This is a genomic window from Tsuneonella sp. HG222, assembly GCF_053819185.1.
The window spans coordinates 456,918-481,670 of record NZ_JBSOQZ010000002.1 but is presented as its reverse complement, the minus strand read 5'-3'; the positions used below and the strand labels follow the sequence as shown (position 1 = coordinate 481,670).

Genomic DNA, 24,753 nt, shown 5'->3' with positions numbered 1-24,753 from the left:
CACGATTTCGCGACCAGGTGCAAGTTCGCCCTTCGACAGGCTCATGGCGAACGGAACCTGATGGCCTTCCTCATCCTAGCACGGCGAGATTGACTTTGTCGCGTCGATTGGCGAGCCATGCAGGCAAGGGAGAGACGGGATGGCTGACGAGCTGGGTTACGGCCAGCCGATGGGCGGGATCGCGCAGACCGCTTTCGTGGTCGAGGACCTGCACGCGGCCATCGGGCACTGGGTGGAGAACACCGGCGCCGGGCCGTTCTTCGTCCTGCCGCATTTCCTCGTGCCCGGGCAGATCTACCGGGGCGCCGAATCCACCGCCGATATCACGATAGCGATGGGCTTTGCCGGCCACATGCTGATCGAACTGATCCAGCCGCTCGACGGCAATCCCAGCGTCTACAGGGAAACGATCGAGCATCGCGGCTACGGCTTTCACCATTTCGGCCTGGCCTGCGCCGATGTCGATGCGACCAGCCGCGAATACCAGTCGCGGGGATACGCCGAAGCCTTCCGCGCCGCGGTGCCGACCGGGGGCGAGGTCGTCTACCTCGACGACGGCAACGGCGTGCAGTGGGGCTTCCTGGAACTGCTGCCCGTAACCCCGGGCATGGACGAGACCTTCACCCGCTTCTGGAAAGCCAGCCGCGACTGGGACGGCAGCGAACCAGTCCGCTCCTTCCTCTGATTCAAGGATCCACGATGTCCGTTCCCGACGAAACCCAGATCATCGAGCGCGACGTCCCGGCCGGCGGCAACTGGTTGACCAACTCGCCGGCCTACCAGACCCTCCTGGTCCTGCTGCTGAGCCTCAACTTCGGCATCGTGTTCTTCGATCGCCAGGCGCTCAACGTGCTGATGCCGGTAGGCGTGCAGAGCGACCTGTCGCTGTCGCAGACGCAGATCGGCCTGCTGGCCGGCGGCCTCAGCTTCAGCTGGGCGATCGCGGCGTTCTTCGTCGGGCGGCTGTCGGACACGCTGGGCAAGCGCAAGATCCTGCTGATCATCGCCACCGTGGCCTTCTCGATCTGCTCCTTCCTGTCGGGCCTGGCGACCAGCTTCGTGTTCCTTTTCGCCGCCCGCCTGCTGATGGGCGCGGCCGAAGGCGGCGTCATGCCGATCAGCCACGCGATGGTGGCGAGCGAAGTCGATCCCGAGCGGCGCGGACTTGCCCAGGGGGTGGCGCAGAACCTTGGGTCGAACCTGCTCGGCAGTTTCCTGGCGCCCGTTGTCCTTGTCGGTTTCGCCACGGCATTCAGCTGGCGCGAGGCGTTCTATCTCGCCGCCCTGCCCGGTCTGGTCAGCGCCGCCATGATCTGGTTCCTGCTGAAGGAGCCAAGGCCCGCCCCCAAGCCGGCCGACGGCCACGATGCGAGCATCGGTTTCGCCGAGGCGTTCAAGGTCCGCAACATGTGGGTCTGCGTCGTGGTCGGCGTGCTGATGGTGGCGCACTTCGTGATTACCTGGGCCTTCATGCCCAACTTCCTGGTCACCGAGCGCGGGATGGACGCCTTCTCGATGTCGTGGCTGGTCGGTTCGCTCGGCATCGCCGCGGCGATTTACAGCTTCGTCGTCTCCGGCTTGTCCGATCGGATCGGCCGCAAGCCGGTCATGGTCTTCCTGCCGTTCCTCTCGCTGCTCGGCCCGCTCGGCGTGCTGCTGCTCGATCCGGCCGACTTTGCCGGAACGGGGGCGTTCGGTCTATCGCACTATGCCACGATCCTGATCCCGATCTTCTTCGTGGGATGGATGGTCAACGGCACCTTCCCGATCTTCATGGCGACCATTCCTTCCGAGACCTTCCGCCCGATCCACCATGCCACCGTGCTGGGCCTGGCGATGGGTGCCTGCGAGGTGCTGGGCGGCGTGTTCGGGCCGCCGGTCGCGGGGCTGCTCAACGATGCCTTCGGCAACGAGACCTTCCTGTACCTGCTGATGATCCTCGCCACGATCAGCGGCTTCGTGGCGATGGGCCTGGTCGAAACGGCGCCGGCTGCCCTGCGCAAGCGCGGGCAGAGCTTCCAGGCCGCCTAGGGCGACCTGGTGCCCACGCTCGCCAACGCGCGCCGGTCGGACGGCTACCAGACGTGGCTGGTCCTGCTGCTGAGCCTCAACTTCGGGATCCTGTTCTTCGACCGGCAGGCGGCCAATTTCATGATGCCGCAGATCCAGCCGGACTTGCAGCTCTCCAACCTGCAGGTCGGGATGATCGCGTCCGGCCTTTCGCTCACCTGGGCGCTGGCCGGGCTGACGGTCGGGCCGTTGAGCGACCGGCTGGGCAGCCGCAAGCCGATCCTGCTCGCCTGCACGGTGCTGTTCTGTGCTTGCTCATTCCTGTCTGGGCTGGCGGGCGGCTTCCTCGCCCTGCTCGCCGCGCGCCTGCTGATGGGCGCGGCGGAGGGCGGCGTCATGCCGGTCAGCCACGCGATGATCGCCACCGAGCTCAAGCCCGAGCGGCGCGGTCTGGGTATGGGCGTGGGCCAGAACCTGGGCTCCAGCCTGATGCGCAGCACGGTCGCGCCGCTGGCGCTGGTCTGGCTCGCGACCACCTGGGGCTGGCGCACGGGGTTCTACCTCGCGGCAATCCCGGGGCTCATCACCGCCGCACTGATCTGGATGACCCTGCGCGAGCCGCCGAAGGAACTCGCCGCCGAAGGGCACGCCGCGCCGGCGATTTCCTACCGCGAGGCCATCGCACACCGCAACGTGCTGCTGTGCGCGGCCATCGCGGTGCTGCTGGTCAGCTACCTGGTCGTCGCATGGTCGTTCCTGCCGCTCTTCCTGGTCAACCTGAAGGGCTACACGCCGGGCGAGATGGGCAGCGTCATGGCTGTGCTGGGCGTGTCGAGCGCGATCAGCGCTTTTGTCCTGGCCGGTCTGTCCGATCGCTACGGTCGCAAGCCGGTCTTTCTCGTTTCGTGCCTTATCGGCGCCATCCTGCCGATCGGCGCGTTGATTTGGTCGGGTTCTACACTCGTTATGGCGATGATTTTCTTCATCGGCTGGTTCTTCAACGGCATGTTCCCGCTGTTCATGGCGACCGTCCCGGCCGAAAGCGTCGACCCCCGCCTGACCGCCAGCCTGGCCGGTTTCGTCGGCGGCGTGGGCGAGGTCCTGGGCGGGGTGCTGAGCCCTTCGCTCGCCGGCTGGCTGGCCGATATCTACGGCCTCGCGGCGCCCGTCTGGCTGCTGCTCGCGCTGACCCTCGCCGCATTCGTGTGCAGCCTGTTCCTGCTCGAATCCGCCCCGGCGGTCTTGCAGCGCCGCGCCGCAAACGCCTAGCCTGCCATCCAAGGAGAGACTCGATGCCCGAAGCCCCCACGACAGAACCCTGGGCCGGCACCAAGCCGGTCCCGCACGCCTTCCGCCCGGGCGCCCTGCCCGAAGCCTACATGAGCAAGATCGCCGAAGGAGACGAACGGCTGTGGGTGCCGATCGGCCGCCCGATGGTGGAGGACGTCTACTCCAAGCCCGTCTGGATCAGCCCGACGCTGAACATGTGGGCCGACGTGCTGATGGCCAAGCAGCCCTGCATCGTGAACCGGCATTATCACCCCAAGCCGATCTGGGCCTACACGATCAGCGGCAAGTGGGGCTATCTCGAGCACGAGTGGACCGCGACCGCGGGCGACTTCATCTTCGAGACGCCGGGCGAAAGCCACACGCTGGTGTCCTATGTCCACGACGACCCGATGATGGTGTTCTTCGTCGTCTCGGGCCCGCTGATGTGGCTCGACGAAGAGGGCAAGTCGGTCGGCCACTATGACGTGTTCGACTACATGAAGGATGCGCGCGCCCACTACGAAAGCAACGGGATCGGCGGCGCCTATCTCGATTCACTGATCCGCTAGAAGGAGATTCGATTATGGCCACCCAGATGAAAGCCCCGCCGTCCGACAAGGCGGAGATCGTCGACGTTCCCTTCGCCTATCGCAGCCTGGTCGAGCGCCGCTCTCCCGGCGGGCGCTACATCGACGCGCAGACCGACGTGGACAGCCCGTGGGTCCCGTTCGGCCCCAATGCGGCGATCAAGCACCTGAGCTTCGACGTCCGCCGCAACCTGTTCTCCAACATCCTGTGGATGAAGGGGCCTGGCGTCATCGGGACGCATTTCCACCGCGGCACGATCACGATGGTCGTGCTCGAAGGGAGCGTCCGCTACCTCGAATACGACTGGGTCGGCACGCCGGGCGGCCTGATCCTCGAAGTGCCGGGGGAAAGCCATACACTGGTGACCGAGCATCCCGATGGCGTGAAGCTGTTCGGCTGGATGGAAGGGCCGATCGAGTTCTACGACGAGAACGCCAATCTGGTCGAAACCGCCGACGTGTGGTGGATGATGAACCACTACGAGGAGTACTGCCGCGAGCAGGGAATCCCCGTCAACGAGAAGCTCTACCTGTGATGCGGGCCACATGAGAACGCTCGACCAGTTCGACATTGCCGGCCGTTCGGCGCTAGTGACCGGCGCGGCGAGCGGGATCGGCCTCGCCTATGCCGAAACGATGGCCGAGGCGGGCGCGAAAGTGACGCTGACCGACATCGACGCGGCTGGCGCCGAGCGCGAGGCGGCGCGGCTGGTGTCCGAAGGCTACGAGGCGCGCTGGGACCCGTGCGACGTGGCCGACCTCGCCCAGGTCGCGGCCGCCTTCGATGCCCACGTGGCGGCCTACGGCGGGTGCGACATCGCCTTCGCCAATGCTGGGCTCGATGTCGGCAACGGGTTCTGGACGCCCGAGGGCACGCGCAATCCCGCCGGTCAGATCGACGCCTACGATCCGCAGGCGTGGTACAAGTCGATCGGCATCAACCTGACCGGGGTGTTCCACACCGTGCGCGAGGCGGCCCGGGTAATGAAGGCCAACGAGCACGGCCCCACCGGGCGGCGGGGCGGCTCGATCGTCATTACCAGCTCCAACGCGGCCGAGGTGAACGAGGCGATCGTGGGGGTGCCCTACATGGCGGCCAAGGCGGGCGTGAAGCACTTCATGCGCCATTCGGCCTACGAGCTTGCCGCCTATGGCATCCGCGTGAATGCCATCGCGCCCGGCCCCTTCGTGACCAACATCGGCGACGGCTGGGTCAAGAAGAACCCGGCCGCGAAGGCCGCGTGGGACGAACTGGTGCCGGTGGGCCGAATGGCCGAGACATACCAGATCAAGCCGCTCGCGCTGCTGCTCGCCAGCGATGCGGGCAGCTACATGACGGGCGCCCACGTGATGATCGACGGCGGGATGCAACTCGGCCCGGTCAAACCAATCGCCGACTAGCTAAGCCAGGCATCGGACCCTCGATGCGAAACCCTCGGGAGAGACTATGACGACCAAGGCACGCGCCGCCATCTGCCCGGGACAGGGCAGCGAATTCCACATCGCCGATGTCGAGCTGGACGACCTGCGTGACGACGAATTGCTGATCCGCATCGTCGCCACCGGCATCTGCCACACCGACATGGCAGTGCGCGACCAGCAGCTGCCCACGCCCCTGCCCGCCGTGCTGGGCCACGAGGGCGCGGGAATCGTCGAGAAGGTCGGCGGCGGTGTGACCGCCGCGGCGCCGGGCGACCGGGTGATCGTCAGCTTCAATTCGTGCGGCGAATGCCCCAACTGCGCCGTCGACGCGCCGACCTATTGCTACAACTTCGGGCCGCACAACTTCTCGGGCCGCCGGGCCGACGGGTCGCCCACGCTGACGCGGGACGGCGAACCCATCGGCGGCAATTTCTTCGGCCAGTCGAGCTTCGCCACCCATGCGATCGCTCACCAGCGCAATGTCGTGCGAGTGCCCGACAGCGCCGCCGACCTGCCGCTCGAACGCCTCGCCCCGCTGGGCTGCGGCCTCATGACCGGCGCGGGCGCGGTGCTGCGCAGCATGGAAGTTCGCGCGGGGATGCCGATCGCTATCTTCGGCACCGGCACGGTCGGCCTGGCCGCGGTCATGGCCGCCAGGATCGCCGGCGCCAGTCCGATCATTGCGGTCGACATGCACGACGCCCGGCTGGCACTGGCCGAGGAACTGGGTGCGACTCACACGGTCAAGGCGGGCGAAAGCGCCATGGCCCGCGTCGGGGAAATCGCGCCCGAGGGTCTGGCCTATGCCTTCGACACGACCGGGGTGAAGGAGGTGATCGAGGGCGCGTTCGAACAGATCGCGCCCAAGGGCATCCTCGGCCTCGTCGGCGCCGGCCCGCCCGAGGCCATGCTCAACCTCAGCGAAGCGGCGCTGATGGGCGGCGGCAAGCGGGTCGTCGGCATCCTCGGCGGCGACAGCGACGTGCACAGCTTCATCCCCGAACTGATCGCTTATCACCAGGAGGGCCGCTTCCCGTTCGACCGGCTGATCCGCTATTTCGATTTCGACGACATCAATGCCGGGATCGAGGCGAGCGAATCGGGCGAGGTGGTCAAGCCGGTCCTGCGCATCTCGGCCGAGTGACGTGAAGGCCGTCACCTTCCAGGCGCTGCACGCGCCGCTTGCCTTCGAAGATATCCCGGATCCCATGCCCGATGCGGGCGAGGTCGTGGTCAAGGTCGGGCGCTGCGGGATCTGCGGCAGCGACCTGCACATGACCGAGGATGCGGCCTACGGCTGCAAGCACGGCGACGTGCTGGGCCACGAATTCGCCGGCGAGGTGGTCGAGGCCGGGCGCGAGGTATCGGGCCTGAAGAGCGGCGATCTGGTGTCGGTCATCCCGCTCAAGTCCTGCGGCCAGTGCGAGCACTGCAGGACGGGCGAAGTTCAATGGTGCGCTTCCTTCGGCCTCCAGGGCGGAGGCTACGCCGAATTCGCCGTCGTCCGGCCCAACCAGTGCGTCAAGCTGAACACCGACCTCTCGCTGGCCGACGGCGCGATCATCGAGCCGCTGGCCGTGGCGCTGCACGGGGTGAACCTGTCCGGCCTGCAACGGGGCGATACCGTGCTCGTGCTCGGCGCCGGGCCGATCGGGCTGGCGGTCGCCTTCTGGTGCAAGCGCATGGGCGCGGCCAGGGTGGCGGTGCAGGACGTGGTCGAGGATCAGCAGCAGCGCGCGCTCGACATGGGGGCGGACGTCTTCGTGGTCGATCCGGCCGATCCCGTCGGTAGCGCCGAGCGCGCCCTTGGCGGCAAGGCCGACATCGTGTTCGAATGCGTCGGCATCCCCGGCGTGATCGAGCAGGCGGTCCATCAGGTCCGCAATCGCGGCACGATCCTGCTGCTGGGGCTGTGCACCAAGCCCGACACGTTCAATTCCTTCGCCATGCTGACCAAGGAGGTGAGGCTCGTCACCAGCGCGTTCTTCACCGTTCCCGAATACGAAGCTTCGCTCGAGGCGCTGGCGCAGGGCGCGATCGAGCCGCGCCTGCTGGTGACCGACACAATCGCGCTGTCCGATACGCCCGCGGTCTACGAAAGCCTGAAGCGTCGCACCGGCCAGTGCAAGGTGCTGATCGCGCCCTAGCCGGGGTCAGCCCGCAGCATCGCTTCGAGAGCAAGGAACGGGCGGCCTCGCGAGCTGCCCTCGACCTCGCCCAGGATCGCCTCGTAGGCTGCCAGCGCCGCTTCGCCCGCCGCGCTGACCTGCGCACCCGCTCCGGCGCGCGCATCGACCAGCGGTTGCCGGAAGCAGCGGTTCATCGTGTCGACCAGCAGCCATGCCCGGCGATAGCTCATCCCCAACTTGCGGCCCGCAGCGGAAATCGATCCCGTGTCCGCGATGGCGCGCAGCAGCGCGGCCTTCCCCGGCCCCATCGCCACCTCCCCGCCGCAGTAGAGCTGCACCTTGAGTTTGAGTTCGCCCATCGCTGGACGAGATATATACCGCAAGATATAGCTTGCGCCATGTTTCGCTTCATTCTCGCGGCGCTGGCCGTTTTCGCCCTGGCCGCCTGCGGCAAAGATGCCCCGTCCAAGGGGCCGCTGGTCCTCGCTCCGTCGAGCATGCAGGAAGCGCTGACCCAGGCGGCGCTGGAATGGTCGCGCGAAGGCCATCCGCACCCGGTCCTCTCGTTCGCCGGCACGTCCGCGCTTGCGCGCCAGGTGCTGGGCGGCGCGCCTGCGGACCTGTTCATCTCGGCAGACGAGGAATGGATGGACCGCCTGGCGGAAAAGGCGCTGATCGATCCGGCTAGCCGCGCCGACATCGCCGGCAACCGCCTTGTGGTGATCGCGCCGGCCGGCGATGCCACCGCGCTCGCACTGCTTCCGGATGCGGTGACTGCCCGCCTGGGCAATGGGCCGCTGGCGCTGGCCGATCCGGACAGCGTGCCAGCCGGCCGCTATGCCCGGGCGGCGCTCGGCCGGCTCGAGCTCTGGCCTGCCGTCGAGAACAGGATCAGCGCCAGCGAGAACGTGCGCGCGGCGCTCGCGCTGGTCGAACGGCGCGAGGCGCCGCTGGGCATCGTCTACGCCAGCGATGCGAAGGCGTCCGACCTGGTCGTGGTCGTCGCCGGTATCCCCGAAAACCTGCACTCGCCGATCCGTTATCCGATCGCCCGCCTGGCGGATGCGAAGAGCGGCGATGCCGAGGACTTCCGCGCCTGGCTGGCCGGTCCCAAGGGGCGCGCGATCCTGACGACCCACGGCTTCCTCGCGCCCTGATGCTGGGCCTGTCGAGCGCGGAATGGGGCATCGTCGCCCTGTCGCTCAAGGTCGGCGTGGTGTCGGTGCTGCTGACGCTGCCGGTGGCCTATGCGCTCGCCTGGCTGCTGGCCCGAAGGCGGTTTCCGGGGCGCCTGCTGCTTGACGCGGCGGTGCATCTGCCGCTCGTCCTGCCCCCTGTGGTCACCGGGTGGCTGCTGCTGCTGGCGTTCGGCCGCAACGGGGCGATGGGCCGCTGGCTGGAGGAGACGTTCGGGCTCGTCCTGGTGTTTCGCTGGACCGGGGCGGCGCTGGCGGCGTCCGTCATGGCCCTACCGCTGATGGTACGCGCCATGCGCCTGTCGATCGAGGCGGTCGACCGCCGCCTGGTCGGCGCCGCGCGCACGCTCGGGGCGACACCCTGGCGCGCCTTCCTGACCGTCACCCTGCCGCTCAGCCTGCCGGGCGTCATGGCGGCAACGATGCTGGGCTTCGCCCGCTCGCTGGGCGAGTTCGGCGCGACGATCACCTTCGCCAGCAATATCCCCGGCGAGACGCGGACGCTGCCGCTGGCGATCTATTCCGGGTTGCAGACTCCCGGCGGCGAGGCGCTGGTCACCCGGCTGGCCATCGTCTCCGTGCTGCTTTCGCTGGCGGCGCTGCTGGCGAGTGAGTTGCTGGTCCGCCGCGGCCACGGCAGGCGCGCCCATGTCCTTTGACATTGCGCTGACCTATCGCGCGGGCGAAGCCGAGCGCACGGTGCGGGTCGCGACAGCGGCCAGCCTCGTGGCGATCACCGGCCCCTCGGGTTGCGGCAAGACGACACTGCTCGACTGCATCGCCGGCCTGCGCCGCCCACTGCGCGGCCATGCGCGGATCGGCGGCGAAACCCTGTTCGACGATACGGCCGGCGTGGACCTTTCGCCCGAGCGGCGCCGGGCGGGCTACGTTTTCCAGGACCTGCGGCTGTTCCCGCACCGCACGGTTCTCGCCAATCTCGCCTATGGCCAGCGCGAAGGCGCCGTGATGGACCCGGCCGAAACGCTCGAGTTTCTCGGCATCGCCCACCTGGCCCGGCGCTATCCAGGCACGCTGTCGGGCGGCGAGGCCAAGCGCGTAGCGATCGGCCGCGCACTGGCGAGCGCGCCCCGCTTCCTGCTGCTCGATGAACCGCTGACTTCGCTCGACGCCGCGCGGGCGGAGGAAGTGGTCGGCCTGCTCGAACGCATCCGCGACGACCTGGCGCTGTCCACGCTACTCGTCAGCCACTCCCCTGCCGAAGTCGAGCGGCTGGCCGGCGAGGTCGTCGCGCTGGTCTGAGGGTGCCGGGGAGTGGTGGTGCCGCTTACAGGACTCGAACCTGTGACCCCCGCATTACGAATGCGATGCTCTACCAACTGAGCTAAAGCGGCGCTCGCGCGGCCCTTAGGCGCGCAAGGGCCGCGCTGCCAAGCCGGAAAATATGCCAGGCGAGGCAGCGGGCACGATATTTGCCGGGCTGACGGGCGGGATCAAGCCGGGGGGTGTGAGTTGCCTTTCGCCCAATCCGCGCTAGCACCCGCGCCATGCAGCCAGGCGATCCTTCAGTGGCAGCGATGCCCGAGTTCCTCGATTTCGATTCGGCGCAGTTCCTGCGAGAGAGCTGGCAGAAGCAGCCGCTGCTGATCCGCAATCCGTGGCGGCACTGGACCAACCCGCTCGAGCCCGACGAACTGGCGGGCCTGGCCTGCGAGCCGGAGATCGAAGCCCGGCTCATCCGCAACGAGGGCCCCGCAAGCTGGACGCTGGAGCATGGGCCCCTTGCGCCCGACCGGTTCGGCGAGCTGGGAGAATGCCCGTGGACCCTGCTGGTCCAGGCGGTCGACCATCACGTCCCCGCGGTTGCCGCCCTGCTCGAGCCGTTCCGCTTCGTCCCCAACTGGCGGATCGACGACGTGATGGTCAGCTATGCGGTAGACGGGGGCGGCGTGGGCGCGCATTTCGACCAGTACGACGTGTTCCTGGTGCAGGGCCTGGGGCGCCGCCGCTGGCGGATCGGTGCGCTGTGCGACGATACGGCGCCACTCCTGCCGCACGATGGCCTGCGCCTGCTGGCCGAATTTGAGCCGGTGGCGGAATGGATCCTCGAGCCCGGCGACATCCTCTACGTCCCTCCCGGCGTCGCGCACGAAGGCGTGGCGGTGGGCGACGACTGCATGACCTATTCGATCGGTTTTCGCGCGCCGTCGCGCGGCGACCTGCTGTCGGGCTGGACCGACCGGGTCCTCGACGCGCTCGGCGAGGACGATCGCTATGCCGATCCCGATCCGGCCCGGCAGGCGAACCCGGGCGAGATTTCCGCCGAGGCGCTGGATCGCCTGCAGGCCCTGGCGGTCGGCGCCCTGGCGGACCGGAGCGGGTTCGCGGAATGGTTCGGCGAATACACGACCGCGCCGAAGAACGATCTCCTGGACTGGCGGCCGGACCAACCGATGACGCCGGAGGAGTTGCGCGTTTTAACCGCTGGCGGCGCATGGCTCGAACGCAACCCGGCCAGCCGCTACGCCTTCATCCGGCAGGTCGACGAGTCGATCCTCCTGTTTGTCGACGGCGCAACGTGGCGCTGCGCGGGCGACCTGGCGGACCTCGCCCAGAGACTGTGTGCTGCCCCCGAAATCGAGATCGACCCCGGCATCGCCGCATCCCCGGCCCTTGCCGAGCTGATCGTCGACCTGATCAATCGGGGCTGCCTGGCGCTTGCCGAGGACGACTGACGCGCTCGGTCAGGCCTTGTGCCATTCCCCCGGCGCCAGCCCCGCGAGGGTCCACTCGCCGACCGACCAGCGAACCAGCCTGAGCGTCGGATGGCCGACCGCCGCGGTCATGCGGCGCACCAGACGGTTGCGGCCTTCGCTGATCGTCAGCCGGATCCAGCTGTCGGGCACGGACTTGCGCACCCTGATCGGGGGATCGCGCGGCCACAGGTCCGGTGCCTCGATCCGCTCGACCGTGGCCGGGCGGGTCGGCCCGTCCCGCAATTGCACGCCGCGCCGAAGGGATTCGAGCGCCGCATCGTCAGGCACGCCCTCGACCTGCGCCAGATAGGTCTTGGGCAATTTGAAGCGAGGGTCGGCGATCCGCGCCTGCTGCTGTCCGTCGTCGCACAGGACGAGCAGTCCTTCACTGTCGAAATCCAGCCGGCCGGCAGGGTAGAAGCCCGGCGCCTCGATGAAATCCGCCAGCGTCGGGCGAGGTTGGTCCTGCCGTTCGTCGGTGAATTGCGAGAGGACGCCATAGGGCTTGTTGAACAGGATCAGCCTGCTCATCCCACTACTCCCTGCGATGCGGCGGGACGCGGGATGCGCTTGCCCTTGCGCCGACTGGTCAGGTGGAAGCTGCCGCAGCGGTCGCAGCGATAGTGCCTCAGCCCCAGCGGAGCGGCGTGCGCAGCGCCAAGGGCCTCCCCTTCGGAACGGAAGCGCTGCTTGCGCAGGCAGACGCTGAGGCGGGTACGCACCGGCGGTCAGGCTTCCGCCTTCTCCAGGTTTTCCTGCGCATCGAGCCACTGCAGCTCGGCCTCTTCCAGCTCGGCGGCAAGCGTCGCCCGCTCGCGCAGCAGATCGACCAGCGGTCCGTCGCCGTTGCCGGCGGGATCGGCCAGGGCCGCGTCGATGGTCGCCAGCTTGTCCTGCAGCCGGGCAATCAGCTTTTCCGCGGCGGTGACGGCGCTACGGGCCAGCCGCGCGGCCTCGCGCTCCTTGACCGATCCCTGGCGGTTCTTCTTCGGTTTCGCGCCGGAATTGGCCTTCGGCTGGTTCCGCCCCAGGACGAAATCGATGTAATCCTCGATGCTGCCGGCATATTCCCGGGCCGTCCCGTCCTCGACGAGCACGAGGCGATCGGCGGTCAGCTCCACCATGTGCCGGTCGTGGCTGATCAGGATAACCGCCCCGTCAAACGCGTTGAGCGCCTGGACGAGCGCTTCGCGCGCATCGACGTCGAGGTGGTTGGTCGGTTCGTCGAGGATCAGCATGTGCGGCGCATCGCGGGTTATGAGCGCCAGCGCCAGCCGCGCCCGCTCGCCGCCCGAAAGCTTGCCGACCTTGGTGGTCGCCTTGTGCCCGGAGAAGCCGAACCGCCCCAGTTGAGCGCGCACCGCGCCGGGCGCCCCACCCTCCATGGCGCGGGTCATGTGGTCGAGCGGTGTGCCGTCGCTCGACAGTTCCTCGACCTGGTACTGGGTGAAATAGCCCACCCGCATCCTGCCCGAGGCCTGCATGGCCCCCTCCATCGGCGCAAGCTGCGCCGCGAGCAGGCGGGCGAGCGTCGTTTTGCCGTTGCCGTTGCGGCCTAGCAGCGCGATCCGGTCGTCGGGGTCGATTCGCAGGTTGAGGCGCTGCAAGATCGGCGTTTCGTCATAGCCGACCGCAGCGAGATCGAGCGTGATGAGCGGCGGGCGCAGTTCGTCGGGGCTGGGGAAGTCGAAGCTCAGGCTCGGGTCTTCCATCAGCGCGGCGATCGGCTGCATCTTGGCGAGCATCTTGGCGCGCGACTGCGCCTGCTTGGCGGTGGACGCGCGGGCGCTGTTGCGCGCGACGTAATCCTGCAGCCTTGCGCGCTGGGCATCCTGCGCCGCCTTGGCGGCCGCAATTTGCACCGCCCGTTCCGCCCGTTGCACCTCGAACGAATCGTAGCCGCCCGAATAGAGCGTCAGCCTGCCGTCCTGCAGGTGCAGGATGTCGGTCACCACATTGTTGAGCAGGTCGCGCTCGTGGCTGATGACGATCATCGTCCCGGGGTAGGACTTGAGGAAGCTCTCGAGCCAGAGCGTCGCTTCCAGGTCGAGGTGGTTGGACGGCTCGTCGAGCAGCAGGATGTCGGGCGCGGACAGCAGCAGTGCGCCCAACGCGACGCGCATCCGCCAGCCGCCGGAAAAGCTGTCGAGCGGCTGCGTCTGCATCGTCTCGTCGAAACCGAGGCCGTTGAGGATGATCGCGGCCCGCGAGGGCGCCGCGTAGGCATCGATCGCCAGCAGGCGTTCGTGAATGTCGCCCAGCCGCTCCATGTCCTCGGTGCAGGCATCGGCCTCGGCCATCAGGCTGGCGCGTTCGGCGTCGCCGGCCAGCACCGCTTCGAACGGCGTGCCCGGCCCGCTGGGGGCTTCCTGCGCGATGTACCCGATCCGCGCCCGGCGGGGCTTGTCGACCGAGCCGTGGTCGGGCTCGAGCTCGCCGATCAGGACCTTCATCAGCGTGGACTTGCCCGCGCCGTTGCGGCCGATCAGGCCGACCCGGGCATTGGCCGGAATGGCGGCAGAAGCCTCCTGCAGGATCGCGCGCCCGCCGAGGCGCACCGTAATGTTGTCAATCGAGATCATCGCGGGCGGGCCCCTAACAGGGGACGCGCTCAACCCCAAACGTTCGTGCGTTGCCAATGTCGTTTACCGCCGCGGGAGGCAGCGACCCGTCACGCCGTTGGTGCTGTTTCGAGCTTGAAACGAACAGGGAGTTGGAGGCCCGAGCCGGAATCGAACCGGCGTGCAAGGATTTGCAGTCCTCTGCGTAACCACTCCGCCATCGGGCCGGAAGGCGGGCGCCTAGCCCATGGACACAAGGGATGCAACGCTCCATTCGCTTGCCCGCACGCGCGCAAACCGTTAGCCAGCTAAGCATGACAGAAGATGTGAAACTCCAGCGGGTCGAAGGGCACAGCGAGACCCGCTTCCTGGGCTCCGACGTGTTCGAAAGCTCCGGCCGGGCCCTGCCGCCGTCGCGCCGCGAGGGGAGCGTGACCGAAGAGGCGCGCGAAATCGATGTCTATCACAGCGCCGACGTGGTCGTCGTGGGCGGCGGCCCGGCTGGCTGCGCGGCGGCCTGGGCGGCGGCGAAGGCCGGGGCTGACGTCACGCTGGTCGAGCGCTACAACTGCCTGGGCGGGCTCTCCACCGGCGGGCTCGTCATGTGGATCGACCGCATGACCGACTGGGACGGCAACCACGTCATCCAGGGTTTCGCTCGCCATTTCATCGAGCGCATGCCGCCCGAGGGTGTGGCCGGCCCCCCGCGATCCGACTGGGGCAGCAAGGACGAAAAGAAGGTCGCCTACTGGGGCCAGCGGACCACCGCGTTCCACGGCATCGTGCAGTGGGCGCCCACGCTGGATCCGGAGCGGATGAAGCTGCTCAACCAGGAGATGCTGCTCGAGGCCGGCGTGCGGATCGTGTTCCACGCCTGGGCCGCGCGCCCGATCGTCGAGGACGGTACCGCCAGGGGCGTGATCTTCGAGAGCAAGGCCGGGCGCCAGGCGATCCTGGCCAAGGTGGTGGTCGACACCACCGGCGACGGCGACATGTTCGCCCGCGCCGGCGCCGCCTTCGATACCGACATCGAGGAAGGCGACGTGCACCACTCGATGAATACCGGATGGGTGATCGGCGGGGTCGACATGAACCGCTGGATCAACTGGAAGGTGCTCTACCCCGAACAGCTCGCCGCGCTGATCGAACAGGGGCGCAAGGAGCTGGGCTTTTTCCAAACGCCCTACGTCAGCTGGCGCCCTGACATCGCGCTGTTCCTGGGACCGCGCCAGTCCGGCCTTTCGGCGCTGGACGTGGACGACATGACCGAGGTCGAAATCCGCAGCCACCGGCTGATGGAAGGGCATTGCCAATTCTTCCGCCGCAACGCGCCCGGGTTCGAGAATGCCTATTCGCTGCAGAGCGCGAGCCAGCTCGGCGTGCGTCACACTCGGCGCCTGGGCGGGATCGAGCGGATCGAGCGCAGCAACTGGGGCAATGACAACCCCGCCGCGACCGAAGTCGGCGTCAGCCCGTCGATCAGCCCCAAGTTCCCGGTCGTCTCGGTGCCCTACGGCAGCCTCGTCCCGCGCAATCTCGACGGGCTGCTGGCCGCCGGGCGGCACATGAGCTGCGATGCCAACAGCCATGGCTTCATGCGCGAAATCCCGCAGTGCTGGCTGACCGGCCATGCGGCGGGCGTGGCGGCTTCGGTGGCGGCCAACCGGGGCATCCAGCCGCGCGAGGTCGACGTGGCGGAAGTCCGCGCCCTCCTGCGCACGCAAGGCGCTCACCTGCATGACGACGGCGCCGTTGCGGCAGCCGGCACGACGGCCGTAGCCGCCGAGTAGGACCGCCCCCGCCGCTCGCCCGGCGGACCCTCGGTTTACGCCGCGCAAAGGCTCCATTCTCGGCCAACGGCGCCCGTGGATCGACGAACGCCGTTCGTCGCCCCACCCCTTGCACGCGGTGCGGAGCAGGTGCAGGCTGCGCCAGGGAAAAAGAGGGAGCTAATCATGGGTCGTCACACCGAAAAAGGCAGCGCCGGCGCAGTTTCGCGGCGCCATACGCTGGCCATGCTGTCGTCCACCGCCATCCTGGCGGGGTGCGGGGGCGGAGACGGAGGCGGCGGCACGCCCGCCCCCACGCCCAGCCCTTTGCCGACACCGACGCCCACCCCGACGGCGACCGCCGGCCCTGTCGTCGGCCCGGCTTGGTACGGCTACGGCCGCGACGCTCAGCACACCGCGCTGAGCGCCATCGCGAGCCAGAACCTGGGCAAGGTCGCCTGGCAGACGCCGGTCGACGTGGCCCCCCAGTACACCGCCAGCGGAGGCCTGCTGACGCACTACGGCTCGCCAGTCGTGACCATTCGCGACACGGTGATCATCCCGGTGAAGACCGGCGCCACGGGCGGCTTCAGGGTCGAGGCGCACAAGGGCAGCGACGGTTCGCTCGTCTGGCAGGCGGCGACCGATTACGCCCTGCCCCCGTCGAACTGGACGCCGCCGATGAACATTCTGCTGACCGCGCAGGGCCGGTTCTACTACCCCGCGGCCGGCGGCCGGATCATGGCGCGCCAGGATGCCGACCTGCCAGGTCTTATCGCCTTGCCGCAGACCTTCTACGGCGCCTCCGCCTACGACGCGGCGCCGGCGACCTACAACGCGACGGTCTTCGTCAATACGCCGCTCACGGCCGACGCCGCGGGCAATCTGTTCTTCGGCTTCCAGGTCACGGGCGCCAATCCGGCCAACCTGGTCAGCGGCATCGCACGCATTGGCATCGACGGATCGATGAAGTGGGTCGGCGCGGCGGCCGCTGCCGGCGATCCCACGATCCTCAAGCCCGCGACCAACTGCGCTCCCGCCATCTCCAACGATGGCGGCACGGTCTACATCGCGGTCAATCGCGGCGGTTCGGCGGCCACCAACCAGACAGGGATGCTGCTCGCGCTCGACGCGACGACCCTCGTGACCAAGGCGAAGGTCGAGCTGATCGATCCGGGTACCGGCGGCCAGGCGCGGCTGAACGACAACGGGACGTCCTCACCCGTCGTCGGACCGGACGGCCGGGTGTTCTACGGCGTGCTGGAGGGCGTGTTCGGCACCCACAACGCGCGCGGCTGGCTGCTGCAGTTCGACTCGCTGCTCAATTCCGCCGGCGCGCCCGGCAGCTTCGGTTGGGACGTGTCGCCCACGATCATCCCGATTGCGATGGTGCCGTCCTACACCGGCCCGTCGACCTACCTGCTGGCGCTCAAGTACAACAATTACTTTCAGGCCGGGACGGGCGACGGGCTGAACCGCCTGGCCGTGCTCGACCCGCGCACCTCGCAAGCCGATCCGGTGACGCCGAGCGTGCAGTGCATGCGCGAGGTGATGACCATCCTGGGGCCGACGAACGACTATTACACGCCTAACTCTCGCAAGGAGTGGTGCATCAATACGATGGCCGCCGATCCTGCCCGCAAGTCGGTGCTGGCGAACAACGAGGATGGCATCCTCTATCGCTGGGACCTGACCACCAACACCCTGACCCAGAGCGTGAAGCTGACCAACGGTCTCGGCCAGGCCTACACCCCCACGCTGGTGGGGCCCGAAGGCACGGTCTACGCGATCAACAACGCGATCCTGTTCGCGGTGCGCGCCTAGGCGGCAAGGAATTTCCGCAGGACGCGTTCGGCGCCTTCGGGATCGTCGCGGTAGACGCCGTGGCCGCAGTGGGGGAATTCCTCCAGCCGCGCGTTGGGGCCGATAGCCCCGGCCAGTTCGCGCGCGCAGGCGACAGGCGTGATCGGGTCTAGGCCGCCGGCCAGCACCAGAGTGGGCGCCTCGATTCGCGCCACGTGCGAGCGCAGGTCCATGGTTCGGAACTCGTTGCGGAAGAAGTGCAGCGTCACCGGGGTGCGCCGCTCGGGCATCCCCGAGGTCAGCGCGGCGCTCTTGTTGTAGAGCGGCAGGCAAAGCTCGGCATAGCGCGTGCTGACCGCTTCGTCCGGCTCGGTCAGGTTGCGGCGGGCGACGTCCAGCGCCTCGGGCGAAGCACCCAGGCGGGCGAACATGGCCATCGATTCCTCGAGCAGCAGTCGCGGCGCGGTTGACGACAGAATGACCTTCGCCGGATGTTCGGGATAGTCAGCGGCATAGCGCATCGCCACCATGCCCCCGAAGCTCTGCCCCATCACCACGGGCTTCACGATGCCCAGCCGGTCGCAGATGTCCTTTATGTCGGCCGCCCAGCGTTCCAGGTGCATGTCGGCGAAATCGCCGGTCGAGCGCCCGTTGCCGCGGTGATCGATGTAGAGCACCTGGTGGGTGTCGGCGAAGCGGTCGAACCACGGGCGCAGCGTGGTGTGGTCGTAGCCCGGCCCGCCGTGAAGCGCGATCAGCGTGGGCCGTTCGCGCACGCCCTGCGCGGTCCGCTCGAGCTGCGGCCCGACTGTGTCGAAGAAGATCCGCGCGCGCTCGAGTTCGAAAAACATTCCTGACGCGGCCTCCGTGCCCGAAGAAGGCCTCTAGCGCCTGCGCCGTGGTCCCGCCAGCATACCGCCGATCTAAAAGGCTGTACCGGCCGCGCGGTTGGGCGCGGCCGGTACGCTCGTCAGACTACGAAATCATACTGTACGCCGCCGACCTGAAGATCGTCGAGATACAGCACGCCGGTACCATTGCCGGAGCCATAAGCGACCGACCATGCGAGGACGATACTGTCCTCGTTGAAGTTGAGCCCACCAGCCGGAGTAAAGCCGTCGGCGTCCGCCCAGTCACTCAATTCCGTCATATTGACGATCTGATCGCGATTCTCCCCGCCGGAACGTTGCCAGGCGGTCCAGTCGTCGCCCGCGAGGTCTGCGGTCTGCCAGGTGTCCTGAGTAACTGGTCCATCGCCCTGATAGGCGTACTCGAAAACGAGCTCGCCGCGGTCGGCCGTGGTGGCGAGGTCGCCATCGGCATCGATGAACAAGCGCAAGACGGGCGTCACGTCGCTGCGATCCGAACTGTCGACATAGTATTCGAAAGAAAGTTGGTCGAGATCGCCCAGAGAGACCTGCTGATCAGAGTCAAGCAGGGTGTTTACCCGTAGACGACCATTGTTGCTGTCGGTTTCGAGAAGCAAGGCCCCGTTGTCGTCCCCGCCTGCCGGCCCGTCGACCGTAGCAATCCGGCCCTCGCGCACTTCGGTATTCATTTGCGAGCCGTCAGCCAGCGTGCTGAGTGGACTGGTCTCGCTGACGCCTGTGGGATTGTCATGGTCGATCCCGGTAATCGCCATCGTGTAATAGCCGTCGGACATGGCCTCATCCCCGTGCTTGAGGTGCCCGAGACCTTTACCGTTACCGTGTTGCGTATGCCCGCGGCCCCGACCTGGACCTTCTTCAACGATATAACTTTCAATCGCCATTTCAGCTCTCCTGTAGCAAGCCCGCATCTCTTGCGAGTCGCTCGTCCGGCACTATTGCCGATGGAGAAGACTTACCTTTAGTTAGGTAGAGAGTCTTACTGATTTTTAACGATTTGCTTCATTTCGGTGCATCTCGCCGCAGGCACGTAACGACTGACCTTGCGCTTCAGTTTGTTCGAGTTTTGAGATTTGCTCGTGTGAAGAATTGCACTGTTCAAAACATTGTCACCGCGCACCGCTCTTGATCATTCAATTCAACAGCTCGGTGGCAGGAGGACGCCGCCGGTGCTCATGTCCTGCACCGTGTCGCGGAAGCTTGCCAGGTAACCGCTGGCCGGCGTGCGGAAGCCCGGCCCTTCCCTGTTCGCCAGATCCTGCGGCGCAACCTCGAGGTCGATGCTGCGGTTGGCTACGCTGATCGTCACGATGTCGCCATCGCGCAGCTTGCCGATCGGACCGCCGGTTGCAGCCTCGGGGTGGACCTCGGCCACCGTCAGCCCCTTGAGGCACAGCCCGGAGAGCTGCCCGTCGGTTACGAAGGCGGTCGACTTGGCGAGGCCCGCGGCGTCGAGCGCGAAGAGAATGAGACTGGCACCCCCACCCATCGCCGGGCCGCCACGGAGGCCCTGGTTGCGCGTGACGATGACGTCGCCGGGCTGGATCACGCCGTCCTGGATCGCCTGCATGCAGCTGGGCGTGTCTTCGAACACGCGGGCCGGACCGGAGAATTCCTCGGGCCGCGACCCGTCGCGGATGCCCAGCCGCACCACCGCGGTTTCGGCGAAGCTTCCCGACAGGATGGCGATGCTGGGCCCCTTGCCGACCGGATCGTCCACCGGGCGGATCACCTCCGGGCCGGGAATGGCGTAGCCCGCCAGGTTCTCGCCCAGGGTCTTGCCGCTGCAGGTCAGTGCTTCGATGTCGATCCGTCCTTCGAGCCGCTTGAGGACCGCGCGGGCGCCGCCGGCATCCTCGAACCGTTCGATCCGCACGTCGCCGGTCGGCCGCACGGCGGACAGGACCGGCACGTCGCTCATCTCCTCCCACAGGGCAAAGACGTCGATCCCGCTCTGCGCCTCGATCGCCGTGGCTTGGAGATGCTTGATGGCATTGATCGAGCCCGACACCGCGAGCACGGTGGCCACGGCATTGCGAAAGGCGCCTTCAGTCAGGATCTGGCGCGGGCGCAGGTCTTCGCCGACCATTTCCACGATTCGCCTCGCAGCTTCGCGGGCGTTGGCCTGCATCTTGGGAGAATTGCCGCGTACGGGGGCATGGCCCGGCAGGCACATGCCGAGCGCCTCGACCACGCAGTGCATGGTGTTTGCCGTCGCCATTCCAGCGCAGACGCCGGGCCCCATGATCGCGTTCTCGGCCATCTGCGCAATGGGGAACTTGGGCGCCTTGCCGAAGCGTTCGGCGATGGTGCCCGACCACAGGTCCTCCACGTCGACCGGCTCGCCATCGATCTCGCCCGCCTGCTGATAGCCGCCGATGACGAGGATCGTCGGGATGTCGAGCCGGGCGGCGGCCATCAGGTGGCCGGGCGGAGTCTTGTCGCAGCTCGTCAGGCAGATCATCCCGTCGAGCATGGCCGCCTCGACCTGCACCTCGATATCGTTGGCGATGATGTCGCGCCCGGCAAGGATGTAGCTGCCCTGCTTGCCCGCGCCGGTGATGAAGTCGCTCGGCGCCACGGTCCGGACCTCGAACGGCAGGCCGCCGGCCGCGCGGATTTCCTCCTTCACCATGGCCGCGATGCCGTCGAGGTGGGCATAGCAGATAGCCAATTCGGACGAGGAATTGACCACCGCGATCTTCGGTTTCTCCATATCCTCCTTGCTGATGCCGAGCGCGCGCCAGTTGGCGCGGCGGCTGGGAGAATTGGCGGCGAGGGAACGGAGGGCGGGCATTATTCGGCCGGCTCCGCAGCGAGCCCGGCATCGGCTACGCGCTCGGCCTCCTTCTCGGCCATGAGTCGCCTGGCGCCCACGGCGAGCAACAGGATGCCGATGACCACGCCGGCAAGGCACAGCGCGGTGAAGCTGTAGCCATGAAGCACCGCATCGCGGCTGCCGAGGAACCAGTACCCGCCGACGATCGGCGCGGCGACCGCGGCGAACTTAGCCATGAAGCTCGCCCAGCCGCCGCCGGTCGAACGGATCGAGCTGGGATAGTAGACGCTGGTCATCGAGATTACCGCCGCGTGGCCCACGCCGATAGTGATCCCGCCGATCAGGATGATGGGAATGAACAGCGATCCCCCATCGATCCAGCCCGAACCGATCAGCAACGCCAGCGGCACCCCGATCAGCGGCGCGAGCGCGATCCAGATCGGCCCGCGCTTTTCGGTAAACATCAGCAGGACCACCCCGCCGACCGCCCCGATCAACCCGCCGATCGATGCGAGGTTGGCCGCGGTCATCCGCTCGATCCCAAGCTCTTCCATGAACAGGACGCCGAAGCTCGCCTTCAGGTAGATCGCGAAGCTGGAACAGAAATAGGTGAACCAGATGACCGGGGTGATGAACGCGAGCGCGCCCTTGAACAGCGCGGCCGACTTGGCCCAGGGCGATTCCCCGGCCGACTTCTTCTCGTCGGACAGGACGAGTTCGGTATAGCCGGCCTGCGCCACCGCAGGGTCATACCGGCTAAGCAGCGGAAGGACCTCGGCCGCGGGACGCCCTTTCGCGACCAACCAGCGGGCGCTTTCCGGCAAGGTGAACTGGAGCGCGATGGCAAGCACCCCCGTAGCCGCGCCGCAGACGAAGAACACGCCTTCCCAGCCGTACACCGGGGCGATGAAGTTGGTCACTTGCCCCGCGGCAGCGCCGCCGGCGGAAAAGCCCAGCATGATAATGGTCACCGCCGTAGCCCGCTTGCCGGCAGGCATGGATTCGATGTTCAGCGACCAGGCCGGGGCAAGCAGGCCGCCGATCGCCAGCCCGCCGATGAAGCGCAGGCCGATGAGCATTTCCGGAGTGTTCGCATATCCGGTGACGAAGGTAAGGATCGCCGACAGGATCGTGCACCACAGGATGACCGGGCGGCGGCCGATGATGTCGGCGATGTAGCTGCCCACCAGGCTGCCGATCATCTGGCCCAGGAACGCCGCCGAGCTGACGTAACCGGTCATCACGTCGGACAGGCCCATCTCTTCGCGCAGGTAGGGCAGCGTGTAGGCGATGAGCGAGAAGTCGAGCCCGTCGAAGAAGGTGACGAGGCACGAGATCAACAGCAGCCGGCGATGGAACGGGGTCATCGCCCGGTCGAGGAACGTGGTGACGTCCAGTGTGCGGCCTTGGGCGCTGGTGGCCATTCGAATCCTCTCCCGTGGATTTACTTAGCAAGGCAATGGTATCGCCGGACCTCATGCAGGGATACCCCTGATTCCTCATTCAATGCCGGTTCTTCGACCAGGGGCCAGAACGGGCTGGTGCGGAGGTAGCGGTCGAGACCGTCATCGGCCGCAGGGTCGAGGGCAGGCGCAGCGAGTCGGTCGTGGGTCAAGCGGTAGCCGCCGCGCGGATCGGTCTGGATCAGGTTCTCGCATCCGCGCTGCGCCAACTTGGCCCGCAGGCGCGAAACGTGGACCGCGAGGCTGTTGGTTTCCGGTTCGTGCGCAAGACGCCAGACGTCCGCGAGCAACTGCTTGCGGCTGACCCGCACGCCGGGTGCATCGGACAGACGCCAGAGCACCTCGAACTCGCGGGGATGAAGGGCGAGCCAGCGCCCCTGGCAACGAGCGTCGCGGTGGACCAGGTCGAGCGTCAGCGGGCCGAACCGCCGCTGGCGCGGGAGGCGATCGAACATCTCATCCACGCGCCGGGCGCGGGCCTCTAGCTCGCCGAGGGAAACTTCGATGCCCATTGCCTCCGCCACCCCGGTCGTGAGCAGGTGGGCGCGCTCGGCGGGTTCCTCGACCCCGATCATCAGCAGGCGCCAGGCCGGAGCATCGGCAGGGGCAAGCTCGCGCCGCCCGGTCGGCCCCACACCGCGCGTATCGACCAGCAGAACGTGGCGGCAGTCCGCCTGGCGCCCGCCGATCCCGCGGCACAGGTGCCAGCCAAGCCTGCGCAGATCCCAGCGCTCCGGCGGGTCGCGCTGCGGCGAAACCCGTCCAAAGGTCTTCACAACCCTGTCTCCATCCCCGACGACGCATCGCAACAGCTTCGCGCGGCGGGCGCAAGCCGGGAATCGCAAGGCTGGGCGAAGTTTTCCCGCGGGCGGTCAGGCCGCCGAGCTGTTGAGCCCCATCTGCTGGAAGTAGCGCTTGATGTTGCGGGCAGCCTGCCGCAGCCGCTGTTCGTTCTCGACCATGGCGATGCGCACGTGCCCCTCGCCCATCTCGCCAAAGCCAACGCCCGGCGACACCGCAACATCGGCGTGGGTGAGAAGCTGCTTCGAGAATTCCAGGCTGCCCATCTCGCGCAATGCGGGCGGCAAAGGCACCCAGGCGAACATGCTGGCCGGCGGGGGAGGCACTTCCCAGCCGGCGCGGCCGAACGCCTCGACCATGACGTCGCGACGCTTCTGGTAGAGCTCGCGGTTGCGCTCGACGATGTCCTGCGGGCCATTGAGCGCAGCGCAGGCGGCCGCCTGGATAGGCGTGAAGGCGCCGTAGTCGAGATAGGACTTCACGCGCGTGAGCGCGGCGATCAGTTGCTGGTTGCCCACCGCGAAGCCGATCCGCCAGCCGGCCATCGAGAAGGTCTTGCTCATCGACGTGAATTCGACCGCGACGTCCTTGGCGCCGGGCACCTGCAGGATCGATGCGGTCGGCTTGCCGTCGAAATAGAGCTCGGAATAGGCGAGGTCGGAGACGATCCAGACCTTGTTCTCCTTGGCCCAGTCGACGAGCTTTTCGTAGAACGAGACGTCCACCGTCTCGGCGGTGGGATTGGACGGGAAGTTGACGATCAGCACCGTGGGGCGCGGCACGGTGAAGCGCATCGCCCGCTCGAGCGCGGCCCAGTAGTTCGCATCGGGCGTCGTCGGCACCGACCGGATCGAGGCGCCCGCGACGATGAAGCCGAAGGTGTGAATCGGATAACTCGGGTTGGGCGCCATGATCACGTCGCCGGGCGCGGTGATCGCGGTGGCCAGACTGGCGAGCCCTTCCTTCGAGCCCATGGTGACGACCACCTCGCGCTCGGGATCAAGCTCGACCCCGAAACGCCGCTGGTAATAATTTGCCTGCGCCCGGCGCAGGCCCGGAATGCCCTTGGACTGGGAATAGCCGTGCGCATCGGGCTTGGCCGCGACTTCGCACATCTTGTCGATCACGTGCCGCGGCGGCGGCAGGTCGGGATTGCCCATGCCAAGGTCGATGATGTCCCTGCCCGCCTGGCGTGCTGCGTGACGCATCGCGTTGACTTCGGCGATGACGTAGGGCGGCAGGCGCTTGATGCGGTAGAAATCGCTGTCCATGGGACCTTTGCTGGAACTTGTAGGCGGCACCATTGCCGCGCAACTTATCATTGGCGGAATCGCGCAAGACACGCAATTGATTGCTCGCAACC

General features: G+C 67.5%; 24 protein-coding genes and 2 tRNA genes. 14 read left to right on the top strand and 12 right to left on the bottom strand.

Annotated elements, in window-relative coordinates:
• Positions 1–139: 139 nt before the first annotated feature.
• Genes ACWPMZ_RS13940 through ACWPMZ_RS13905 form a run of 8 tightly spaced genes read left to right on the top strand, consistent with a single transcriptional unit; the run spans position 140 to position 7,435 of the window.
• The gene (locus ACWPMZ_RS13940; protein WP_455704662.1) at positions 140–685 is read left to right on the top strand and encodes a VOC family protein; all 546 of its coding nucleotides are present in this window, start codon (positions 140–142) and stop codon (positions 683–685) included.
• Between the two features lie 14 nt (positions 686–699).
• Positions 700–2,031 carry an MFS transporter gene (locus ACWPMZ_RS13935; protein ID WP_455704661.1) on the top strand — a complete coding sequence of 444 codons (1,332 nt, stop codon included), beginning with the start codon at positions 700–702 and terminating at the stop codon, positions 2,029–2,031.
• A 9-nt stretch (positions 2,032–2,040) separates the two neighbouring features.
• Positions 2,041–3,279: an MFS transporter gene (locus ACWPMZ_RS13930; RefSeq protein WP_455704660.1), complete on the top strand. Its 1,239-nt coding sequence runs from the start codon at positions 2,041–2,043 to the stop codon at positions 3,277–3,279.
• 23 nt (positions 3,280–3,302) lie between these two features.
• Complete coding sequence (locus tag ACWPMZ_RS13925; protein ID WP_455704659.1) at positions 3,303–3,848, top strand: 2,4'-dihydroxyacetophenone dioxygenase family protein; 546 nt, start codon at positions 3,303–3,305, stop codon at positions 3,846–3,848.
• 14 nt (positions 3,849–3,862) lie between these two features.
• Positions 3,863–4,402 carry a 2,4'-dihydroxyacetophenone dioxygenase family protein gene (locus ACWPMZ_RS13920; RefSeq protein WP_455704658.1) on the top strand — a complete coding sequence of 180 codons (540 nt, stop codon included), beginning with the start codon at positions 3,863–3,865 and terminating at the stop codon, positions 4,400–4,402.
• 10 nt (positions 4,403–4,412) lie between these two features.
• Positions 4,413–5,267 (top strand): SDR family NAD(P)-dependent oxidoreductase, encoded by an 855-nt coding sequence (locus ACWPMZ_RS13915; RefSeq protein WP_455704657.1) that lies wholly within the window; start codon positions 4,413–4,415, stop codon positions 5,265–5,267.
• A 46-nt stretch (positions 5,268–5,313) separates the two neighbouring features.
• Entirely contained in the window at positions 5,314–6,432 is a 1,119-nt protein-coding gene (locus ACWPMZ_RS13910) for an NAD(P)-dependent alcohol dehydrogenase (RefSeq protein WP_455704656.1), read from the top strand.
• A gap of 1 nt (position 6,433) precedes the next feature.
• Positions 6,434–7,435, top strand: a complete 1,002-nt coding sequence (locus ACWPMZ_RS13905; RefSeq protein ID WP_455704655.1) for an alcohol dehydrogenase catalytic domain-containing protein — start codon at positions 6,434–6,436, stop codon at positions 7,433–7,435.
• Here the strand turns inward: ACWPMZ_RS13905 and ACWPMZ_RS13900 are convergent.
• On the bottom strand, positions 7,432–7,776 hold the full coding sequence (locus tag ACWPMZ_RS13900; protein ID WP_455704654.1) for a winged helix-turn-helix domain-containing protein: 345 nt from the start codon (positions 7,774–7,776) through the stop codon (positions 7,432–7,434). The genes ACWPMZ_RS13905 and ACWPMZ_RS13900 overlap by 4 nt on opposite strands.
• Before the next feature lie 39 nt (positions 7,777–7,815).
• On the opposite strand from ACWPMZ_RS13900, the gene modA reads away from it, so the two are divergent.
• Genes modA through ACWPMZ_RS13885 form a run of 3 tightly spaced genes read left to right on the top strand, consistent with a single transcriptional unit; the run spans position 7,816 to position 9,873 of the window.
• On the top strand, positions 7,816–8,574 hold the full coding sequence (gene modA / locus ACWPMZ_RS13895) for a molybdate ABC transporter substrate-binding protein (RefSeq protein WP_455704653.1): 759 nt from the start codon (positions 7,816–7,818) through the stop codon (positions 8,572–8,574).
• Positions 8,574–9,272: a molybdate ABC transporter permease subunit gene (gene modB, locus ACWPMZ_RS13890; RefSeq protein WP_455704652.1), complete on the top strand. Its 699-nt coding sequence runs from the start codon at positions 8,574–8,576 to the stop codon at positions 9,270–9,272. Before modA ends, modB begins: the two co-directional genes overlap by 1 nt.
• Positions 9,262–9,873, top strand: a complete 612-nt coding sequence (locus ACWPMZ_RS13885; protein WP_455704651.1) for an ATP-binding cassette domain-containing protein — start codon at positions 9,262–9,264, stop codon at positions 9,871–9,873. Before modB ends, ACWPMZ_RS13885 begins: the two co-directional genes overlap by 11 nt.
• 16 nt (positions 9,874–9,889) lie before the next feature.
• Here the strand turns inward: ACWPMZ_RS13885 and ACWPMZ_RS13880 are convergent.
• Positions 9,890–9,965 (bottom strand) — tRNA-Thr (locus ACWPMZ_RS13880).
• 183 nt (positions 9,966–10,148) lie between these two features.
• On the opposite strand from ACWPMZ_RS13880, the gene ACWPMZ_RS13875 reads away from it, so the two are divergent.
• Positions 10,149–11,306, top strand: a complete 1,158-nt coding sequence (locus tag ACWPMZ_RS13875) for a JmjC domain-containing protein (protein ID WP_455705159.1) — start codon at positions 10,149–10,151, stop codon at positions 11,304–11,306.
• 9 nt (positions 11,307–11,315) lie between these two features.
• Here ACWPMZ_RS13875 and ACWPMZ_RS13870 read toward each other — a convergent pair whose 3' ends face one another.
• From ACWPMZ_RS13870 to ACWPMZ_RS13855, 4 genes are all read right to left on the bottom strand, one after another.
• Positions 11,316–11,858, bottom strand: a complete 543-nt coding sequence (locus ACWPMZ_RS13870; RefSeq protein WP_455704650.1) for a pseudouridine synthase — start codon at positions 11,856–11,858, stop codon at positions 11,316–11,318.
• A complete protein-coding gene (locus ACWPMZ_RS13865) occupies positions 11,855–12,049 on the bottom strand; it encodes a hypothetical protein (RefSeq protein WP_455704649.1) in 195 nt (64 codons plus the stop codon). The genes ACWPMZ_RS13870 and ACWPMZ_RS13865 overlap by 4 nt, the downstream gene beginning before the upstream one ends.
• A gap of 6 nt (positions 12,050–12,055) precedes the next feature.
• Complete coding sequence (locus ACWPMZ_RS13860; RefSeq protein WP_455704648.1) at positions 12,056–13,909, bottom strand: ABC-F family ATP-binding cassette domain-containing protein; 1,854 nt, start codon at positions 13,907–13,909, stop codon at positions 12,056–12,058.
• 132 nt (positions 13,910–14,041) lie between these two features.
• Positions 14,042–14,115 (bottom strand) — tRNA-Cys (locus tag ACWPMZ_RS13855).
• An 87-nt stretch (positions 14,116–14,202) separates the two neighbouring features.
• On the opposite strand from ACWPMZ_RS13855, the gene ACWPMZ_RS13850 reads away from it, so the two are divergent.
• Positions 14,203–15,678 carry an FAD-dependent oxidoreductase gene (locus ACWPMZ_RS13850; protein WP_455704647.1) on the top strand — a complete coding sequence of 492 codons (1,476 nt, stop codon included), beginning with the start codon at positions 14,203–14,205 and terminating at the stop codon, positions 15,676–15,678.
• Between the two features lie 165 nt (positions 15,679–15,843).
• A complete protein-coding gene (locus ACWPMZ_RS13845) occupies positions 15,844–17,481 on the top strand; it encodes a hypothetical protein (RefSeq protein WP_455704646.1) in 1,638 nt (545 codons plus the stop codon).
• Here ACWPMZ_RS13845 and ACWPMZ_RS13840 read toward each other — a convergent pair.
• From ACWPMZ_RS13840 to ACWPMZ_RS13815, 6 genes are all read right to left on the bottom strand, one after another.
• The gene (locus ACWPMZ_RS13840; RefSeq protein WP_455704645.1) at positions 17,478–18,311 is read right to left on the bottom strand and encodes an alpha/beta fold hydrolase; all 834 of its coding nucleotides are present in this window, start codon (positions 18,309–18,311) and stop codon (positions 17,478–17,480) included. The two genes, ACWPMZ_RS13845 and ACWPMZ_RS13840, sit on opposite strands and share 4 nt — an antisense overlap.
• 119 nt (positions 18,312–18,430) lie before the next feature.
• A complete protein-coding gene (locus tag ACWPMZ_RS13835) occupies positions 18,431–19,231 on the bottom strand; it encodes a hypothetical protein (protein WP_455704644.1) in 801 nt (266 codons plus the stop codon).
• 254 nt (positions 19,232–19,485) lie between these two features.
• On the bottom strand, positions 19,486–21,144 hold the full coding sequence (locus tag ACWPMZ_RS13830) for a dihydroxy-acid dehydratase domain-containing protein (RefSeq protein ID WP_455704643.1): 1,659 nt from the start codon (positions 21,142–21,144) through the stop codon (positions 19,486–19,488).
• The gene (locus ACWPMZ_RS13825; RefSeq protein ID WP_455704642.1) at positions 21,144–22,550 is read right to left on the bottom strand and encodes an MFS transporter; all 1,407 of its coding nucleotides are present in this window, start codon (positions 22,548–22,550) and stop codon (positions 21,144–21,146) included. Before ACWPMZ_RS13825 ends, ACWPMZ_RS13830 begins: the two co-directional genes overlap by 1 nt.
• A gap of 20 nt (positions 22,551–22,570) precedes the next feature.
• The gene (locus tag ACWPMZ_RS13820; protein WP_455704641.1) at positions 22,571–23,365 is read right to left on the bottom strand and encodes a winged helix-turn-helix domain-containing protein; all 795 of its coding nucleotides are present in this window, start codon (positions 23,363–23,365) and stop codon (positions 22,571–22,573) included.
• A gap of 96 nt (positions 23,366–23,461) precedes the next feature.
• A complete protein-coding gene (locus ACWPMZ_RS13815) occupies positions 23,462–24,661 on the bottom strand; it encodes an LL-diaminopimelate aminotransferase (RefSeq protein ID WP_455704640.1) in 1,200 nt (399 codons plus the stop codon).
• Positions 24,662–24,753 lie beyond the last annotated feature (92 nt).

What these genes read in the sequence shown, in the direction of transcription:
- ACWPMZ_RS13840 (WP_455704645.1), bottom strand. Translation starts at nt 18,311, where the DNA reads ATGTTTTTCGAACTCGAGCGCGCGCGGATCTTCTTCGACACAGTCGGG.
- ACWPMZ_RS13845 (WP_455704646.1), top strand. Translation starts at nt 15,844, where the DNA reads ATGGGTCGTCACACCGAAAAAGGCAGCGCCGGCGCAGTTTCGCGGCGC.
- ACWPMZ_RS13915 (WP_455704657.1), top strand. Translation starts at nt 4,413, where the DNA reads ATGAGAACGCTCGACCAGTTCGACATTGCCGGCCGTTCGGCGCTAGTG.
- ACWPMZ_RS13900 (WP_455704654.1), bottom strand. Translation starts at nt 7,776, where the DNA reads ATGGGCGAACTCAAACTCAAGGTGCAGCTCTACTGCGGCGGGGAGGTG.
- ACWPMZ_RS13860 (WP_455704648.1), bottom strand. Translation starts at nt 13,909, where the DNA reads ATGATCTCGATTGACAACATTACGGTGCGCCTCGGCGGGCGCGCGATC.
- ACWPMZ_RS13925 (WP_455704659.1), top strand. Translation starts at nt 3,303, where the DNA reads ATGCCCGAAGCCCCCACGACAGAACCCTGGGCCGGCACCAAGCCGGTC.
- ACWPMZ_RS13870 (WP_455704650.1), bottom strand. Translation starts at nt 11,858, where the DNA reads ATGAGCAGGCTGATCCTGTTCAACAAGCCCTATGGCGTCCTCTCGCAA.
- ACWPMZ_RS13935 (WP_455704661.1), top strand. Translation starts at nt 700, where the DNA reads ATGTCCGTTCCCGACGAAACCCAGATCATCGAGCGCGACGTCCCGGCC.
- ACWPMZ_RS13815 (WP_455704640.1), bottom strand. Translation starts at nt 24,661, where the DNA reads ATGGACAGCGATTTCTACCGCATCAAGCGCCTGCCGCCCTACGTCATC.
- ACWPMZ_RS13940 (WP_455704662.1), top strand. Translation starts at nt 140, where the DNA reads ATGGCTGACGAGCTGGGTTACGGCCAGCCGATGGGCGGGATCGCGCAG.
- ACWPMZ_RS13825 (WP_455704642.1), bottom strand. Translation starts at nt 22,550, where the DNA reads ATGGCCACCAGCGCCCAAGGCCGCACACTGGACGTCACCACGTTCCTC.
- ACWPMZ_RS13835 (WP_455704644.1), bottom strand. Translation starts at nt 19,231, where the DNA reads ATGGCGATTGAAAGTTATATCGTTGAAGAAGGTCCAGGTCGGGGCCGC.
- ACWPMZ_RS13885 (WP_455704651.1), top strand. Translation starts at nt 9,262, where the DNA reads ATGTCCTTTGACATTGCGCTGACCTATCGCGCGGGCGAAGCCGAGCGC.
- ACWPMZ_RS13875 (WP_455705159.1), top strand. Translation starts at nt 10,149, where the DNA reads ATGCCCGAGTTCCTCGATTTCGATTCGGCGCAGTTCCTGCGAGAGAGC.
- ACWPMZ_RS13850 (WP_455704647.1), top strand. Translation starts at nt 14,203, where the DNA reads ATGACAGAAGATGTGAAACTCCAGCGGGTCGAAGGGCACAGCGAGACC.
- ACWPMZ_RS13920 (WP_455704658.1), top strand. Translation starts at nt 3,863, where the DNA reads ATGGCCACCCAGATGAAAGCCCCGCCGTCCGACAAGGCGGAGATCGTC.
- ACWPMZ_RS13830 (WP_455704643.1), bottom strand. Translation starts at nt 21,144, where the DNA reads ATGCCCGCCCTCCGTTCCCTCGCCGCCAATTCTCCCAGCCGCCGCGCC.
- ACWPMZ_RS13910 (WP_455704656.1), top strand. Translation starts at nt 5,314, where the DNA reads ATGACGACCAAGGCACGCGCCGCCATCTGCCCGGGACAGGGCAGCGAA.
- modB (WP_455704652.1), top strand. Translation starts at nt 8,574, where the DNA reads ATGCTGGGCCTGTCGAGCGCGGAATGGGGCATCGTCGCCCTGTCGCTC.
- modA (WP_455704653.1), top strand. Translation starts at nt 7,816, where the DNA reads ATGTTTCGCTTCATTCTCGCGGCGCTGGCCGTTTTCGCCCTGGCCGCC.